Here is a 16,148-nt window from a genome sequence, read left to right as displayed (position 1 = left end):
CTGAACGGCCAAGCAGCGCTCTCCGACGCTCAAAAAAGCATATATGCCTCAAATCGCATATCTATGCGCCTTCTCTGCAAAGGCCTCTCAAGGGGAGAAGGGGAAGCCAACGCCGGGCTTACTACCGCACAGCGATCCAGCGCTGTTCCGCGAATGAGCGCGCCATCGCATGCACGGTGCGCTCGATCTCCAGGCCTTCGTCGAAGTCGATGATCCGCGCCGGCTTGCCGGCAAGTCGCGTCAACAGTTCCCGGCATTCGATGATCTTGAGGTCATTAAAGCCAAGGCCGTGGCCGGGCGCCGGCAGGAAGGCGTCGTAAGGCCTGTGGTGCGGGGCAACCAGGACTGTCCGATAGCCTTGCTCCGTCGGTCGGTCGGCTGTCAGATAGAGCTGGAACTCGTTCATCCGCTCCTGGTCGTACAGGATCGAGCCCTTCGAACCAAAAATCTGGATGGCGATCCGGCCCTTGCGGCCCCAGGCCGAACGGTTGACCAGCAACGTGCCGGCAATGCCGTTTTCGAGATGCATCAGGATGCTGGCGATGTCATAGGTCTCGACGGCGCGGCGCCCGCCCGAGGCGACGCGGCGTTCGGCATAGGGCCTGGCCATGTCGCACATGACTCGGGCGACGCGGCCGAACAGTACCGCTATGAGCGACAGCGGATGCACGGCGAAATCGTCGAGCGCGCCGTAACCGGACGCCGCCTCGTGCTTCCAGAAGAACAGCGCCTCCGGATCGGCCATGAAGTCCTCGTCCATCTCGATACGCAGATGGTTGACCTCGCCGATGATCTTCTCGTCGAGCAGCGCGCCGATATGGCGGATCGCCGGGTTCTGAATATAGTTATAGCCCAGCGCGGCAACCTTGCCGGATTTCCGCGCGGCCGCAGCCATCGCTTGCGCCTCCGCAAAACTTGGCGCCATCGGTTTTTCACACCACAGATGCTTGCCGGCTTCGAGGATGGCGATGGCCATTTCCGGGTGGAACTGGTTCGGCGTAGTCAACGAGATGACATCGACGTCGGGATCGTCGACCACTGCGCGCCAGTCGCCGGAGGCCTTGGCGAAGCCGAATTCGCTGGCACGGCGTTTGGCAAGGTCCTCGTTGACCTCGCCCAGATGGACCAGCCTTGGCTTGTCGACATCGGGAAAGACGGTGCCGACCGCGTTCCAGGCAATGGCGTGGCACTTGCCCATGAAGCCCGTGCCGATAAGACCTACCCCGACCATCCGCTTGCCTCCCTCTGTGCAAATTTTGTGTGGATGAATTAATCCATTTTGTTCGCAAATGGAACGCTTGTCTCATTTTTTATGGTGTTCTTGCACAGGCCCGCTATGATGGGGCACAGAGGGAACCGACGATGAGCCTGGGCGGAGCTACGATGGACGAACGGGTGCCGCGCGATTTCGAAACGCTGCGGGCGACGATCCTGGAGCGGCGTCAGAGCCTGCCGAAACGTATCGCCCAGATCGCCGCCTATGCGCTCGACAACCCAGACGATATCGCCTTCGGCACCGCTGCCAGCATCGCCGCTTCGGCCGGTGTCCAGCCTTCGACCCTGATCCGCTTTGCTCAGCAGCTTGGTTTTGACGGTTTCACCAGCCTGCAGCTGGTGTTTCGCGAGCGCCTGCGCGAGCGCAACTCGTCCTATGATGAAAGGCTGGCCGCATTGCGCGCCAAGGCCGAGGAAGGCGCCGGCCACCGGGCGATCTTCGACGGTTTTGTCGCCGCAGCCAGCACCTCGCTCAACGACATTTCGCGCACGCTGAATGAAGACCATTTCGAAGATGCGATCGCCGTGCTGGCCAAGGCGGAAACCATTTACCTGCTGGCCAAGCGACGCTCCTACCCGGTCGCCTCCTATATCGCCTATGCATTGGGCAAGCTCAAGATCCGCAACCAGCTGATCGAATCGGCCGCCGGCCTGAACGCGGAGATGATCGGCTTTGCCTCTCCAAGGGATGCCGTGATCGCCATCAGCTTTTCGCCCTATGCCCCGGCCACCATCGAGGAGGCGCGCGTCATTTCGGAGCAAGGCGTGCCGATCGTGGCGATCACCGACAGCTCCTTTTCGCCGCTCGCCCAATTCGCCAGGGTCTGGTTCGAGGTCGCCGAGGCCGATTTCGCCGGCTTCCGCTCGCTGTCGGCGACGATGGCTTTGGCCATGGCGCTGACCGTTGCCGTCGGCGAGAAGCGGCGCGATAGCGGCCGCAAGCGCAAGGCCTAGATCACCTCTATTGCCGTTTCGCCTTCTGCCAAAAGCCGCGCTGCGTCGCGGGCAGGCGGCGACCCGAACTGGCGGGCATACTCCCGGCTGAACTGGGAAGCACTCTCATAGCCGACAGCGAAGGCGACACGCGCCACGTTGCCCGGCTGGGCAATCAGCAGATGGCGGGCTTCCAGCAAGCGGATTTGCTTTTGATACTGGATTGGGCTCATGGCCGTCGCCGCCTTGAAGTGACGATAAAACGCAGCACTGCTCATATGGGCGATCTCGGCCAGATCCCCAACCCGGACCGGCTGATGGGGGTGCGAACGGATCCAGGCGATCGCCCTGCCGATCCGGGACAGATGGCCATCGGCGCGCGCAAGTTCACGAAGCTTTCCGCCCTGGGGGCCTTGCAGGAGCCGAAACAGCATCTCCCGCTCGAGCATGGTCGCGAGCACGGGAATCTCCGCTGGCCGGTCAAGCAACCGCATCATTCGACGCAACGCGTCGAGCAGATCGTCATCAACGGGAGTGGTGGAGAAGAAACTGTCGCCACCGAGGGCTGGCGCGTGCTCGACGAGGAGCGCGGCGACGGCTTGCAGGTCAAGGGTCAAGCCAATGGCCAGATAAGGACGCGCCGCGCTCGCTTCGACTATCTGGCTGATAGTGGGCGTCTCGACAGTGTAGATGAAATAGCTGGCCGGCTTGTAACGAAGAGCCCGGGAGCCGATCAGGACCGTCTTTGCGCCCTGCAATACGAATAAGATCCCCGACCCCCACACACCCGGCAATGGTGCCGTGGCGACGTCGCTGCGGCCGATCGAAACGCGGGGAACCGCCGTTCTTGTTCGTCGCCCGCGCGCATGGCGGCCGGCGATCTCGATCAACTCCTGCAGCGCCTCGTTCATTGCGCCAGCATCGCGCATTCACGCTGGCCGCGCAACAGCGTGAGAGGATTAGGCAAGAGCCTGAGAATTTCCGGCGCGCGGCGCCCGCTGCCTCGCGCCATTTGTGGGTCTTCCACAAGAAAAATGGAGACACCGAAATGACGACTTCGACGACCGCGCTGGTGACCGGCGCCAACAAGGGTATAGGCCGCGAAATCGCCCGGCGACTGGCGACCATGGGCTTCAAGGTCTGGCTCGGCGCCAGGAGCGCCGAACGCGGCATGGCGGCGGCGCAGGCATTGTGCGCGGAAGGCCTCGACGCAGAGTGGCTTGAGCTGGACGTCACGAGGGATGACAGTGTGAAGGCGGCAGCCAAGGCGCTCGGGCAGGCCAGCCCCTGCCTCGACGTGCTGGTGAACAACGCCGGCGTCGCCATCAATTACGACCTGCCGCCGAGCCAGCAGCGGATCGCCGACATCCAGGCCACCTACGACGTCAATGTCTTCGGCCCGATCCGCGTGACACAGGCATTCCTGCCGCTGCTGCTGGCAGCACCTGCTGCCCGTATCGTGATGGTGAGCAGCTCCACCGGATCCATCGGCCGGGCGCTCGATCCCGCCACCGCGAATCACGCCGTCAATATGATGGGCTACGGCAGCTCCAAGACAGCCTTGAACGCCATCACCGTGGGCTTCGCCAGGGAGCTCGCGCTCCAGGGCATCAAGGTCAACGCCGCGGCGCCCGGCTATACCGCCACCGATCTCAATGGGTATAAAGGTCAGCGCACGGTGCAGCAGGCAGCCGAGATCGTCATTCACCTGGCGACCCTGGACGCCAATGGCCCGACCGCCGGGTACTTCAACGATGACGGCCCGCTTCCTTGGTAAATCAGCTGGTTTCAGCGGCAGACGCTTGACGTTCGTCTGACTTCAAAGTTTCTCACCGCGCCGGCCTTTGCAGAGCACTTTTCGGCCTTGGGAATGCTCGTTCCATATTGACTATGGATTGGAATTATTATTTCATATTACCGGCGCCACGCTGCCGCTCGCGCGTGTTACCCAAGACAACAAAGCCGATGGGAGGTTCGAATGGGCGAAGCCGTGGAAGCGAGACATGCGCCGCTCGACATCATCACGATCGGCCGTGCGTCCGTCGATCTCTACGGCCAGCAGATCGGCTCGCGCCTGGAAGATATCACCTCCTTTGCCAAGTCGGTCGGCGGCTGTCCAGCCAATATCGCAGTCGGCACTGCCAGGCTCGGCCTGCGCTCGGCGTTGCTCACCCGCGTCGGCAATGAGCAGATGGGCCGCTTCATCCGCGAGCAGCTGACCCGCGAGGGCGTTTCGGTCCAAGGCCTCAAGACCGATCCGGAGCGGCTGACTGCCCTGGTGCTGCTGTCGGTCGAGGATGAGGGCGTCTCGCCGATGATCTTCTATCGCAGCGATTGCGCCGACATGGCGCTTTCGGAAGACGATATCGATGAGGCCTTCATTGCTTCAGCACGCGCGGTCGTCGTCACCGGCACGCATTTTTCACGGCCCAACAGCGACGCCGCGCAACGCAAGGCGATCCGTGTCATGAAGGCCAAGGGCGGCAAGGTGGTGTTCGACATCGACTACCGCCCTAACCTGTGGGGCCTCGCCGGCCATGCCGAAGGCTTCGAGCGCTATGTGAAATCCGACCGCGTCTCGGCGCAGTTGAAGACGGTGCTGCCCGACTGCGATCTCATCGTCGGCACCGAAGAGGAGATCATGATCGCCTCCGGCGCAGACGATTGTCTGAGCGCGCTGAAAACCATCCGCTCGCTGTCGACGGCGACCATAGTGCTGAAGCGCGGTGCCATGGGCTGCATCGTCTATGACGGGCCGATCAGCGACGATCTCGAGGACGGTATCGTCGGCAAGGGGTTTCCGATCGAGGTCTACAATGTGCTCGGCGCCGGCGACGCTTTCATGTCGGGCTTCCTGCGCGGCTGGCTCGGCGAGGAAAGCCTGGCGACGGCCGCGACCTGGGCCAATGCCTGCGGCGCCTTTGCCGTATCGCGGCTGCTCTGCGCACCTGAATACCCGACTTTCGAGGAATTGCAGTTCTTCCTGAAAAACGGCAGCAAGCATCTGGCGCTGCGCAAGGACGAGGCGATCAACCACATCCATTGGGCGACCACGCGCCGGCGCGACATCCCCTCTCTGATGGCGTTCGCCTGCGACCACCGCGTCCAGCTGGAGGACGTCGCGGCAAAGGCCGGCGCCGATCCGTCGCGAATCCCGGCTTTCAAGGTGCTGACGGTCAAGGCTGCGGCAAAGGTCGCGGCTGGCCGCGGCGGCTATGGCATGCTGCTCGACGAAAAATACGGGCGCGAGGCGATGTTCGAATTCGCCCACCATTCCTTCGCCTGGCTCGGCCGGCCGGTCGAGTTGCCGGGTTCGCGGCCGCTTCGCTTCGAGTTCTCGCAAGACATAGGCTCGCAACTGACCGAATGGCCGGTCGACCACTGCATCAAATGCCTGTGCTTCTATCATCCCGACGATCCCGCGGCGCTGAAGAGCGAACAGCAGCAGAAACTGCGCGCTTTGTTCGAGGCCGCGCGGAAAGTGGGGAGAGAACTTCTGGTCGAGATCATCGCCGGGAAGCACGGCAAGCTCGACGACATGACCATCCCGCGGGCGCTTGAGGAACTCTACGCACTCGGCATCAAGCCCGACTGGTGGAAGCTCGAACCGCAGGCATCGACCGGCGCATGGGCAAAGATCGAGGCGGTGATCCTGAAGAACGATCCGTGGTGCCGCGGGATTGTACTGCTGGGTTTGGAAGCACCGCAGGACGAATTGGAAGCGGCCTTCGCCGCCACCGCCAAGGCGCCCATCGTCAAGGGTTTCGCTGTCGGCCGTACCATCTTCATCAACGCGGCCGAACAATGGCTTGCCGGCAAGATGTCGGACGATGAGGCGGTTGCCGACATGGCGTCGCGCTTCGAGAGGCTGACCGAGGCATGGCTTGCCGTGCGCGGCCGCAAAGCAGCATAAGAAGGCGCGGCATAATGACTGCGGAGGAAAACGACATGACCAAGACAATCCGCCTGACGATGGCGCAGGCGCTGACCCGCTTTCTTGCCCAACAGATGGCCGAGGTCGACGGCAAGAAAGTGCCGATCTTCGGCGGCGTCTGGGCAATCTTCGGCCACGGCAATGTCGCCGGCGTCGGCGAGGCGCTCTACCAGGTCCGCGACGAATTGCCGACGTTCCGTGCCCATAACGAGCAAGCGATGGCGCATGCGGCGATCGCCTATGCCAAGGCCAATTTCCGCCGCCGCTTCATGGCGGCGACCAGTTCGATCGGCCCTGGCGCGCTGAATATGGTGACGGCGGCAGCACTTGCGCATGTAAACAGGTTGCCTGTCCTGTTTCTGCCCGGCGACGTCTTCGCCAATCGCATTCCCGATCCCGTCCTGCAGCAAGCCGAGGATTTTTCCGACGGTACGGCGACGGTCAATGACTGCCTCCGGCCGGTGTCGCGCTATTTCGACCGCATCACCCGGCCGGAGCAGATCATGCCGGCGCTCAACCGCGCCATGCAGGTGCTGACCGATCCGGCTGAGTGTGGCCCGGTAACGCTGGCGCTGTGCCAGGACGTGCAGGCCGAGGCCTATGATTATCCCGAGAGTTTCTTTGCCGAGCGGCTCTGGACCCAGCGGCGAGCGCGCCCGGACCGCCAAGAGTTAGCAGCTGCAGTGGCGGCGCTGAAGAGCGCGAAGAAGCCATTGGTGATTGCCGGCGGTGGCGTGCTCTATTCGCAAGCGTCGGATGAATTGGCGAAGCTGGCGCAAGACGCTGGCATTCCGGTGTGCGAGACGCAAGGCGGCAAATCCTCGCTGCCCGACGATCATCCGCTGAACATGGCGGCGGTCGGCGTTACCGGCACTTCGGCTGCCAACAGGCTGGCCGAAGAGGCCGACGTCGTGCTTGCCGTCGGCACCAGGCTGCAGGATTTCACCACTGGCTCCTGGGCGTTGTTCAAGAATTCCGGCAAGACCATGATCGGGCTCAACGTCCAGCCTTTCGATGCCGGAAAGCACCAGGCGCTGCCGCTGGTCGCCGATGCGGCTGAAGGGCTCGCCGAACTCGGTGCGGCGCTGAAAGGCTGGAAAGCTCCTTCTGGCTGGACCGACAATGCGATCAGCGGCAAGAAGGACTGGCAGGCGGATGCCGGCAAGGTGACGGCGTCGACCAATGCCGCCTATCCGTCCGACGCGCAGGTGATCGGCGCCGTACAGCGCGGCATGGGCTCCGGCGTGGTACTGCTCCATGCCGCCGGCGGCTTGCCCGGCGAATTGCACAAGCTATGGCAGGCGGGCGCGCCCGGCTCCTATCATGCCGAATACGGCTTCTCGACCATGGGCTACGAAATCGCCGGCGGGCTTGGCGTCAAGATGGCCAAGCCCGACGAGGAGGTTGTGGTGATGATCGGCGACGGCTCCTACCTGATGCTCAATTCCGAGGTCGCTACGTCGGTGATGCTCGGCCTCAAGCTGACCATCGTGCTGCTCGACAACCGCGGCTATGGCTGCATCAACCGGCTGCAGATGGCGACCGGCGGCGCCAACTTCAACAATTTGCTGAAGGACGCTCGTCACGAGACCTTGCCCGAGATCGACTTCGCCGCGCATGCTGCAAGCATGGGTGCGATTGCCGAAAAAGTGGCGTCGATCGCCGGGCTGGAAACGGCCCTGGCGCAAGCGAAGAAGAATACGCGAACGACCGTGCTGGTCATCGACACCGACCCGCTGGCTTCGACCGAGGCCGGTGGAAGCTGGTGGGATGTCGCAGTGCCGGAAGTCTCGGCACGGCCGCAAGTGAACGCGGCGCGCAAGAAATATGAGGAAGCGCTGAGCGGGCGGCGGTTTTAACGCGCCCGCCAACGCCGCCTCGAATGTCAGAAATTGGAGTGACGACTTGAAAGCCAAACTGGGCATGTCCCCGATTGCATGGTGGAACGACGATCTTGCCGAACTCAGCGATGATGTGTCGCTGGAGGAGTGCTTGCGCCAATCGCGTTCGGCTGGTTTCACCGGCATGGAAATGGGCCGCCGCTTTCCCAACGATCCGAAAATCATGCTGCCGATCCTCAGGCAGGCCGATGTGACGCTTTGCGGCGGTTGGTTCTCGGGAACGCTGGTCGACCAAGACATGGCGAAAAACAAGGATCGCATCCAGCCGATGATCGACCTGTTCAAGGCGGTGAATGCGCCTTGCATCGTCTATGGTGAAGTCGGCCGCTCCATCCAGGGCGACCGCTCCAAGCCGCTCGCCACCAAGCCGAGGCTTTCGGACGATGAGATGAAAGCCTACGCCAGGCGGCTAACCGAGTTCGGCGAATGGTGTGCCGGGCAAGGCATGCCGCTCTCCTACCATCATCATATGGCGGCGGTGATCGAGACCGAGCCGGAGCTCGACGCTTTCATGCGCTATTCGGGAGAGGGCATTCCGCTGCTGCTCGATGCCGGTCACCTGGCCTTTGCCGGCGGCGATGTGCTGCGCGCGATAGACAACCACCACCGGCGCATCAACCACGTGCATGTCAAGGACGTACGCATGCAGGTGATCCAAAAGCTGGATCGCAACAAGCAATCCTTCCTCGACGCGGTAGCACTTGGTGCCTTCACCGTGCCGGGAGATGGATCGCTGGATTTTGGCGCCATCGTCCAGAGGCTCTCCAACCACGGCTATGAAGGCTGGTTCGTGGTCGAGGCCGAGCAGGATCCGAAGAAGAACCCGCCACTCAAGATGGCACAGGTCGGCTACAAGGAATTGATGCGGGTGATGACGGCGGCCGGCTATACGGTTGAGACACAGGGCTTTCCCAATGCTTGAGAGTTCGCGAGGAAGGGCTGATCCTATGCCGGCGTTTATCCGATGAAAGACTCCGAGCACCCGTTTTTCCGGCCTTTGTGGCGGCGCGTCGCCATTGTCGCGGTCTGCCTGGTCTGGTCGGTGATCGAATTCGCTACCGGCACGCCGTTCTGGGGCGTGATCGCGCTCGGCTTCGCCGGCTATGCGGTCTGGCAGTTTTTCTACCTCTACAAACCGGCCGACGAAGACAAGCCATCGGCAAACGCCAAACCGAAGGAATGACCATGTCGAAGCTGCTCGTCAAAGCCAATAAGGGCCGCGGCCGCATAGCCCATGTGACGCCGCAAAACGCCGGCTGGACCTATGTCGGCTTCGATCTGCATCGGCTGAGGCCCGGCGACACCGCTTCCGGGCAAACCGCGGATCGTGAGGTCTGTCTGGTATTCGTCACCGGCAAGGGCAAGGTCAAGGCCGGCGGCAAGGATCTCGGGCTCCTGGGCGAACGCATGTCGCCGTTCGAGGGCAAGCCGTGGTCGGTCTATGTGCCGCAGGGCTCGGAGTGGTCGGTGAGCGCCGATACCGATCTCGAACTCGCCGTGTGCTCGGCGCCGGGGCTTGGCGGCGGTCTGCCGGTCCGCATCATTGCGCCGAAGGATCTCGGCCAGGAGACCCGCGGCAAAGGCACCAACACGCGCTACGTCACCAACGTCCTGCCGGAGGGCGAGCCGGCCGATTCCCTGCTGGTGGTCGAGGTCATCACGCCCGGCGGCCACACATCGAGCTATCCGCCGCACAAGCACGACCAGGACAATCTGCCGGCCGAATCCTATCTCGAAGAGACCTATTACCACCGCCTCAACCCGCCGCAGGGCTTTGCTTTCCAGCGCGTCTACACCGATGCCGACCAGAACGGCTCTCGTTCGCTCGACGAGGCGATGGCGATCGAGGACGGCGACGTCGTGCTGGTACCCAAGGGTTATCACCCCTGCGCCGCCTGCCACGGCTATGATCTCTATTATCTCAACGTCATGGCCGGACCGAAGCGGACGTGGAAATTCCACAACGCGCCCGAGCACGAATGGCTGATGGCCTGACCGTTTCCCCTTCGCTTCTCAACCGCTGGTCCAAGCCGAAAAAATCGTCGGCTAATGACCAGGCTGTGTCGTTTTGTTACCGAAAACGCTGCAAAGCTTCGTCATTTCGTCATGCAAATCGCCTATGGCAGCGGGGCTGACGAGGAACTTCGATGCGCTACGCGATCTATTTCACCCCCCTGCAGGACGAACCGCTGGCGCGGATCGCCGCCAATTGGCTCGGCCGTGATCCCTTCGGTGCCGCCACGAGGCCGGTCGAGGCGGTGGGCGAGTTGTCGGCAGCGGAAGTTGCCTTCCATACCGCCTCGGCGCGCCGCTACGGCTTTCATGCGACGCTGAAGGCGCCCTTCCGGCTGGCTTCAAACGAGACGGAGGCCTCGCTTCGCGCCGCACTCGATGATTTTGCCGAGGCGACGCCGGCGGTGACGGTCCCGCGTCTCGTCGTCAGCCAGATCGACAGCTTTTTCGCGCTCGCGCCGGAAGCACCGCTGCCGGGGCTCAACCGTTTCGCCGATGATGTGGTGCGCGGCTTCGACCGCTTTCGCGCGCCGCTGACAGACGCGGAGATTGAACGCCGCAGCCCCGACTCGCTGAAGCCCGATGAGTTCCGCAATCTCTGCCAATGGGGCTACCCCTATGTCTTCGAGACGTTTCGTTTCCATATGACCCTGTCCGGCCGGGTGTCGTCACAGGAAAGCCCTCGTCTTCGCCTAGCAATCGACAGCCTGTTTGCGGACGTGCTGCAACGGCCGGTGCCGGTGGACGCGCTGACGCTGTTTGTCGAAACTGAGCCGGGTGCGCCGTTCATGGTGCTGTCCCATCACGCGCTCGGGCGCCGCCCGGCCAGAAGAACTGCCTGAGATGACTATTTGCTTTAACCGCATTGTGCGACGCCAATCCATTTTCAGTTGGCTGCAAAATGCTCCGAGGACTGCCTGAAATGACCGCCGAGACCGTTCTTGACAACGCCCGCATCGTGCTTGCCGACCAGATCGTCGAAGGGTCGATCGTGCTGCGCGACGGCGTGATCGCCGACATTGCTCCCGGCGCTGGCCGCAGCGGCAAGGACATGGGCGGCGACTTCATCATCCCTGGGCTGGTCGAGCTCCACACCGACCATCTCGAAGGCCATTACGCGCCACGGCCGAAAGTGCGCTGGAACCCGATCGCCGCGGTGCTCGCCCATGACGCGCAGGTGGCAACCGCCGGCATCACCACCGTGCTCGACGCCTTGCGCGTCGGCATGGACGAGGACGCCGACCTGACGGCGGCCGACATACGCAAGCTGGCCGAGGCGATTGAGGACAGCGTCCAGCAGGACCGGCTCAGGGCCGACCATTTCATCCATCTGCGCTGCGAGGTTTCGGCGCCGGACTGCCTCACAGCCTTCGCCAATTTCGACGGCGACGAGCGGGTCAGGCTGGCGTCGCTGATGGACCACGCGCCGGGACAGCGGCAATTCGTCGATCTCGAAACCTATGCTTATTACTACCAGCGCAAGCTGAAGCTGACCGATCACGATTTCCAGAAATTCTGCGAAAAACGGATGGCGGAATCGGCAAAGAACTCGAGCCCGAACCGCAGCTTCATCGCCGCTGCCTGCCAAGAGCGCGGTATCGTGCTCGCCAGCCATGACGACGCAACCGTCAGCCATGTCGACGAAGCGATCGAGCAAGGCGTCCGTGTCGCCGAGTTCCCGACCACCGAGGAGGCGGCTCGGGCTTCGAAAGAGGCAGGGCTCGGCGTTTTGATGGGCGCGCCGAACGTCATGCGCGGCGCTTCGCATTCGGGCAATGTCTCGGCCCGCACACTGGCCGGCGACGGCCTGCTCGATATCCTGTCATCGGACTACATTCCGTTCAGCCTGATCCAGTCGGCCTTTTTCCTCGGCGACGTGGTCGAGGGCATCTCGTTGCCTCAGGCAGTGGCGATGGTGTCGAAGAACCCGGCCGAGGCGGTCGGCCTCACCGATCGCGGTGTCATCGAGCCCGGCCGGCGCGCCGATCTGGTTCGCGTGCGCGTCGACGATCACGTCCCGGTTGTCCGCACGGTGTGGCGGCAGGGACGGCGGGTCGCATGATGGTGTCGGCATCGGTCGAGCGTGAATTGTCCGCCGCGGGATTTCCAATCCGCGACGGCGTCTTCGTCGCCGTCGTCGGACCGAGCGGTGCCGGCAAGGACACGGTGATCGGCTATGCGCGCGCCATGTTTGCCGACGAGAGTCGGCTGGAGTTCGTTCGCCGGGTGATCACCCGGCCGAGCGATGCGGCCACCGAGGATCACGATACGCTAGCCGACGCTGCCTTCGTCGAGGCCGAAGCGGATGGCGCCTTCGCGATTTCCTGGGAGGCGCATGGCCTGCGCTATGGCATCCCGGCCGAAGTCGACTGGTCAGTCTCCAACGGCCGTGTCGCGATCGCCAACGTCTCGCGCGCGATCATCCCGACACTGCGGGACCGCTACGCCAATCTGGCTGTCGTCGAGATCACGGCTACACCGGATATCCTGGCCGAACGGCTGGCATTGCGCGGTCGCGAATCGCGCGGCGAAGTGCTGGCACGGCTGGCGCGCAGCGCCAATGTGGCGCTGTCCGGACCGGGTGTCACCTCCATCGACAATAGCGGCCCTCGTGAAGCCGCCGGCGAGCGCTTCGCCGAGGTGCTGCGCAAGGCCATGGCCTTCTCCGACATGTCGGGCCTTATCTAAAGTGGCGCCCATCCGATGCATTCGGGATGGGCGCTACTTGTCTAATCATATCTTTTTGGAAACCGGTATCCACTGTTCGGGATCATGGCCTCACGCGGCGTGCCGGTTCCGACCAGCGTGATGAGTATCCGTGCTAGTGGTTGTCGAAGGCTTCGCTGGTGCATCCGCCGGTGTATCCAGAACTGCAACGTGATGCCGATAGACCATCTCCCAGCCCTTCCAGCCGGTGAACAGCAGTATGCAGACCACTATGAACGACAACAGCGCGCCCCACGGTCGGACCGCGGCCTCGGCGCCTTGAGCATAGCGAAGGTAGAAATTGATCAGAGCCACAACGACCGCGGTCAAGTTGCCCAGCATGTGGTACCAGGCGTCGGACAAGGCGCGAATGCGCGGCTCGTTGAGGAAGTCGATAAAACCGGCTGTCGCAGCGAGAAGCGCCATTACGATAGCTGCCCCGATCAGCCACATCGATGCCCGTGCCCAGAAGGCGTCGGCAGTCCCCCAGAAAACCAGGTCGGTGACAAAGGCACCGACAAGAAACGCGACAGGAAAAGGTATCAGCATCGGGTGGAGGGGGTGAGTTCCTACCTTTGCGGTACTTACTGGATTCATGGGCATGGGACGCCTCCGCGTAGCAAAGCTTAAATAAACGCTCAGATACGGGTTTCGTTCCAAATAGAGATTAACCTGAACTGCTGTCGCGAAGCTCAGGCTGACCTTTTCATGCCTGCCAATGGCAGTCGGCGTATTTCATCCAGCTATTTTTGCGTCATTCCGCGGCAGCACCCGCCACGCCCTTGCGGGTGGCTTCCAGCATCCGCCGCCGCGCCCTGAACACGCCCCATTGCTGGTCGACCAGAACGCCGATGAGGATCACCCCGCCCATCACGGCGAAGTTGAGCGAGGACGGGATACCGAGCAGGTTGACGAGGTTCTGCAACTCCTGCAGCAGCACCGTGCCGAGCAGGACGCCGATCAGCGAGCCTTCGCCGCCGCGCAGCGAGAAGCCGCCGAGCACCGCTGCCGCGATGGCGTAGAGCTCGTAGAACTGGCCGTGGCTCGCCGGCGAGATCGAGCGTGTGTACATGGCGAAATAGATAGCCGACAGCGCCGTCAGCACGCCGCAGATGACATAGGCGGCCATGACGATGCGGCCGGTGCGGATGCCGGAATATTTCGCCGCTTCCTCGTTCTTGCCGATGGCGTAGAGATATCGCCCGAACACCGAACGGTGCAGCACCACCCACATGACGACGGCGATGACGATCAGCGCGATGAAACTGTTCGGCACGCCCCAGGACCGCCCCGCCGTCAGGAACTCGAGCTCCGGGAAGTTCTGTCCGAAGGCAAAGCCGGCGGTGCCGTCGGCGGTATAGAAGCGCGCCACGCCGCGATAGATCAGCAGGCCGCACAAGGTCACCACGAAAGGCTGCAATTTGAGCCGGGTGATCAGCCAGCCATGCGCCAGCCCGATGATGCCGCCGAGCACCAGGATCAGCGGCAGGGCGACCGGCCAGGCCATGCCGCGCGTGGCGATGAAGTCGATGAACAGCACGCCGAGCAGCGCAACCACCGAGCCGACCGACAATTCGATGCCGCCGGTGATGATGACGAAAGCCTGGCCGATCGACAGGATGCCGAACAACCCGATCAGGTTCGAAGTGTTGGCGAGATTGATCGGCAGCAGGAAGCGCGGGTTGATGATCGCCACCACCGCGCCGACCACCAGGATCAGGATCAGCAGGCCGAGATCTTTCTTGCTCATCGTCTTCTCCCAATGCCGGCGAACTATTTCGGGTGCTTGCCGACCGCCAGCAGCAGCACGTTTTCCTGGCTGAACCGGTCCTTGTCGAGAATGCCGGAGATCTGGCCTTCATGCATGACGGCGATGCGGTCGGAAACACCGATCACCTCCTCCATGTCGCTGGAGATCATCAGCACGGCGACGCCGGCATCGGCCAGCGCCCGCATCAGCCCGTAGATCTCGGCCTTGGCGCCAATGTCGATGCCGCGTGTCGGCTCGTCGAGGATCATCACCTTCGGCTTCATCGCCAGCCATTTGGCCAGCACGACCTTTTGCTGGTTGCCGCCCGACAGCGTGCCGGTACGCGTCTGCACGGAGGGCGCCCTGATGCCCAGATCGGTCTTCTGTTTCTCGGCGGTGGCGGCCTCGGCGCTGGCCGAGACCAGCGAGCGCCGCGAATGCGCCGGCAGATTGGGCAGCGAGATGTTCTGGGCAATCGACAGATCGAGCAGGATGCCGGTCAGCTTGCGGTCTTCCGGGACGAGGAAAATACCGTTGGCCACTGCGTCCGCGGCCGAACCAAGAACCAGATCTTTTCCGTCAAGCTGGAACGAGCCGCCAAAGCTCTTGTCGATGCCGAACAGCACGCGCGCCAGCTCCGTCCGACCGGAGCCGACGAGACCGGCAAGGCCGAGGATCTCGCCATGCCTGACGTCGAGGTCGACGGGCCGGTCGGGATAGGCGGCGGTGCGAATGGCCTTGACCGACAGCGCGACAGAGCCCGGCGGGCGCGCCGATTCTGCGGCCTTCTCCCTCTCCTTGAGCATGCGGCCGATCATCAGCTTGACCATCTGGTCGTGATTGATGGCGCTCTTCGGCAAAGTTCCGGCGAGCATGCCGTCCCTGAGCACGACGACGCGGTCGGCGACGCGCTCGACCTCGTGCAGGCGGTGTGAGATGAAAATGACGCTGATGCCGTCTGCCTTCAGCGCCTTGATGACACCAAGCAGCTTGTCGGTTTCGGCGATCGGCAGGCTCGAGGTCGGCTCGTCGAGGATAACCAGCCTTGCCTTGATCGACAGCGCCTTGGCGATCTCGACCATTTGCTGCTGGGCCAGCGACAGCGCCGATACCGGCGTATCGGCCGAGAAATTGGCGCCCACGCGTTTGAGCAGCGGCGCCGCCAGCGCTCGCAGCCTGGCGCGGTCGACCAGCTTGAGCGGGCCGGCGCGCAGCGGTTCGCGGCCGAAGAAGATATTGGCGGCAACGTCGAGGTTTTCGAACAGGTTGAGTTCCTGGTGGACGAAGGCGATGCCCGAACCGATGCTGGCCTCGACAGTCAGCCCGTCATGGGCGGCGCCATCGACAATGATGGTGCCGGTGTCCGGCCTGGTGACGCCGCCGAGGATCTTCATCAGCGTCGATTTGCCGGCGCCGTTTTCGCCGACCAGGCCGATGACCTCGCCGGGCCTGACCTCGATCGAGAACCCGTCCAGCGCGACAACGCCGGGATAGGTCTTGCGCACACCGTTGAGGCTCAGGAACGGAGCGTCCGTGGATGCAACGATGGATGGGTCGGAATAATTCATCACGCCTGACAGCAGCCGGTGAGCCGTTTTGGACTCAGACTGACGGGCCTCGCGAGGCCCGTCAATAG

The 16,148-nt window shown here is 63.1% G+C and carries 15 protein-coding genes; 10 read left to right on the top strand and 5 right to left on the bottom strand.

The features are described from left to right. Nucleotides 1–121: 121 nt before the first annotated feature. Nucleotides 122–1,231 (bottom strand): Gfo/Idh/MocA family protein, encoded by a 1,110-nt coding sequence (locus NKG95_RS23755; protein ID WP_023718239.1) that lies wholly within the window; start codon nucleotides 1,229–1,231, stop codon nucleotides 122–124. Nucleotides 1,232–1,383: 152 nt separating this feature from the next. On the opposite strand from NKG95_RS23755, the gene NKG95_RS23750 reads away from it, so the two are divergent. Further along, a complete protein-coding gene (locus tag NKG95_RS23750) occupies nucleotides 1,384–2,229 on the top strand; it encodes a MurR/RpiR family transcriptional regulator (protein ID WP_353005821.1) in 846 nt (281 codons plus the stop codon). Here the strand turns inward: NKG95_RS23750 and NKG95_RS23745 are convergent. After that, on the bottom strand, nucleotides 2,226–3,119 hold the full coding sequence (locus tag NKG95_RS23745; RefSeq protein WP_353042710.1) for an AraC family transcriptional regulator: 894 nt from the start codon (nucleotides 3,117–3,119) through the stop codon (nucleotides 2,226–2,228). The two genes, NKG95_RS23750 and NKG95_RS23745, sit on opposite strands and share 4 nt — an antisense overlap. A 137-nt stretch (nucleotides 3,120–3,256) precedes the next feature. On the opposite strand from NKG95_RS23745, the gene NKG95_RS23740 reads away from it, so the two are divergent. The 9 genes from NKG95_RS23740 (at nucleotide 3,257) to phnN (ending at nucleotide 12,744) form a co-directional block, all read left to right on the top strand. Beyond that, entirely contained in the window at nucleotides 3,257–3,985 is a 729-nt protein-coding gene (locus tag NKG95_RS23740; RefSeq protein WP_353042709.1) for an SDR family NAD(P)-dependent oxidoreductase, read from the top strand. Nucleotides 3,986–4,186: 201 nt separating this feature from the next. Next, nucleotides 4,187–6,121 (top strand): bifunctional 5-dehydro-2-deoxygluconokinase/5-dehydro-2-deoxyphosphogluconate aldolase, encoded by a 1,935-nt coding sequence (locus NKG95_RS23735; protein ID WP_023718235.1) that lies wholly within the window; start codon nucleotides 4,187–4,189, stop codon nucleotides 6,119–6,121. A 35-nt stretch (nucleotides 6,122–6,156) separates the two neighbouring features. Next, nucleotides 6,157–8,001: a 3D-(3,5/4)-trihydroxycyclohexane-1,2-dione acylhydrolase (decyclizing) gene (gene iolD, locus NKG95_RS23730; RefSeq protein WP_353042708.1), complete on the top strand. Its 1,845-nt coding sequence runs from the start codon at nucleotides 6,157–6,159 to the stop codon at nucleotides 7,999–8,001. A gap of 46 nt (nucleotides 8,002–8,047) precedes the next feature. Further along, a complete protein-coding gene (iolE, locus tag NKG95_RS23725; RefSeq protein WP_353042707.1) occupies nucleotides 8,048–8,965 on the top strand; it encodes a myo-inosose-2 dehydratase in 918 nt (305 codons plus the stop codon). A 42-nt stretch (nucleotides 8,966–9,007) separates the two neighbouring features. Continuing rightward, entirely contained in the window at nucleotides 9,008–9,226 is a 219-nt protein-coding gene (locus NKG95_RS23720; RefSeq protein ID WP_023718232.1) for a DUF3329 domain-containing protein, read from the top strand. 2 nt (nucleotides 9,227–9,228) lie between these two features. Then, the gene (gene iolB, locus NKG95_RS23715; protein ID WP_353042706.1) at nucleotides 9,229–10,038 is read left to right on the top strand and encodes a 5-deoxy-glucuronate isomerase; all 810 of its coding nucleotides are present in this window, start codon (nucleotides 9,229–9,231) and stop codon (nucleotides 10,036–10,038) included. Between the two features lie 152 nt (nucleotides 10,039–10,190). Then, nucleotides 10,191–10,898 (top strand): DUF1045 domain-containing protein, encoded by a 708-nt coding sequence (locus NKG95_RS23710; RefSeq protein WP_353042705.1) that lies wholly within the window; start codon nucleotides 10,191–10,193, stop codon nucleotides 10,896–10,898. Nucleotides 10,899–10,978: 80 nt separating this feature from the next. Continuing rightward, nucleotides 10,979–12,118 (top strand): alpha-D-ribose 1-methylphosphonate 5-triphosphate diphosphatase, encoded by a 1,140-nt coding sequence (locus NKG95_RS23705; protein WP_353042704.1) that lies wholly within the window; start codon nucleotides 10,979–10,981, stop codon nucleotides 12,116–12,118. Continuing rightward, nucleotides 12,115–12,744 carry a phosphonate metabolism protein/1,5-bisphosphokinase (PRPP-forming) PhnN gene (phnN, locus tag NKG95_RS23700; protein ID WP_353023392.1) on the top strand — a complete coding sequence of 210 codons (630 nt, stop codon included), beginning with the start codon at nucleotides 12,115–12,117 and terminating at the stop codon, nucleotides 12,742–12,744. The genes NKG95_RS23705 and phnN overlap by 4 nt, the downstream gene beginning before the upstream one ends. Before the next feature lie 90 nt (nucleotides 12,745–12,834). Here phnN and NKG95_RS23695 read toward each other — a convergent pair whose 3' ends face one another. The 3 genes from NKG95_RS23695 to NKG95_RS23685 all read right to left on the bottom strand — a co-directional run bounded on the left by NKG95_RS23695 (nucleotide 12,835) and on the right by NKG95_RS23685 (nucleotide 16,080). Further along, nucleotides 12,835–13,365, bottom strand: a complete 531-nt coding sequence (locus tag NKG95_RS23695) for a DUF2231 domain-containing protein (RefSeq protein ID WP_353042703.1) — start codon at nucleotides 13,363–13,365, stop codon at nucleotides 12,835–12,837. 151 nt (nucleotides 13,366–13,516) lie between these two features. Further along, entirely contained in the window at nucleotides 13,517–14,512 is a 996-nt protein-coding gene (locus tag NKG95_RS23690; protein ID WP_023677502.1) for an ABC transporter permease, read from the bottom strand. 23 nt (nucleotides 14,513–14,535) lie between these two features. Beyond that, nucleotides 14,536–16,080: a sugar ABC transporter ATP-binding protein gene (locus NKG95_RS23685; RefSeq protein ID WP_353042702.1), complete on the bottom strand. Its 1,545-nt coding sequence runs from the start codon at nucleotides 16,078–16,080 to the stop codon at nucleotides 14,536–14,538. Between the last annotated feature and the right edge of the window lie 68 nt (nucleotides 16,081–16,148).

Origin of the sequence: Mesorhizobium sp. M1423, assembly GCF_040317575.1 — a bacterium.
Classification (GTDB): domain Bacteria; phylum Pseudomonadota; class Alphaproteobacteria; order Rhizobiales; family Rhizobiaceae; genus Mesorhizobium.
Note: the sequence above shows the minus strand (reverse complement) of the source record. Positions and strands in the feature narration are given on the sequence as shown.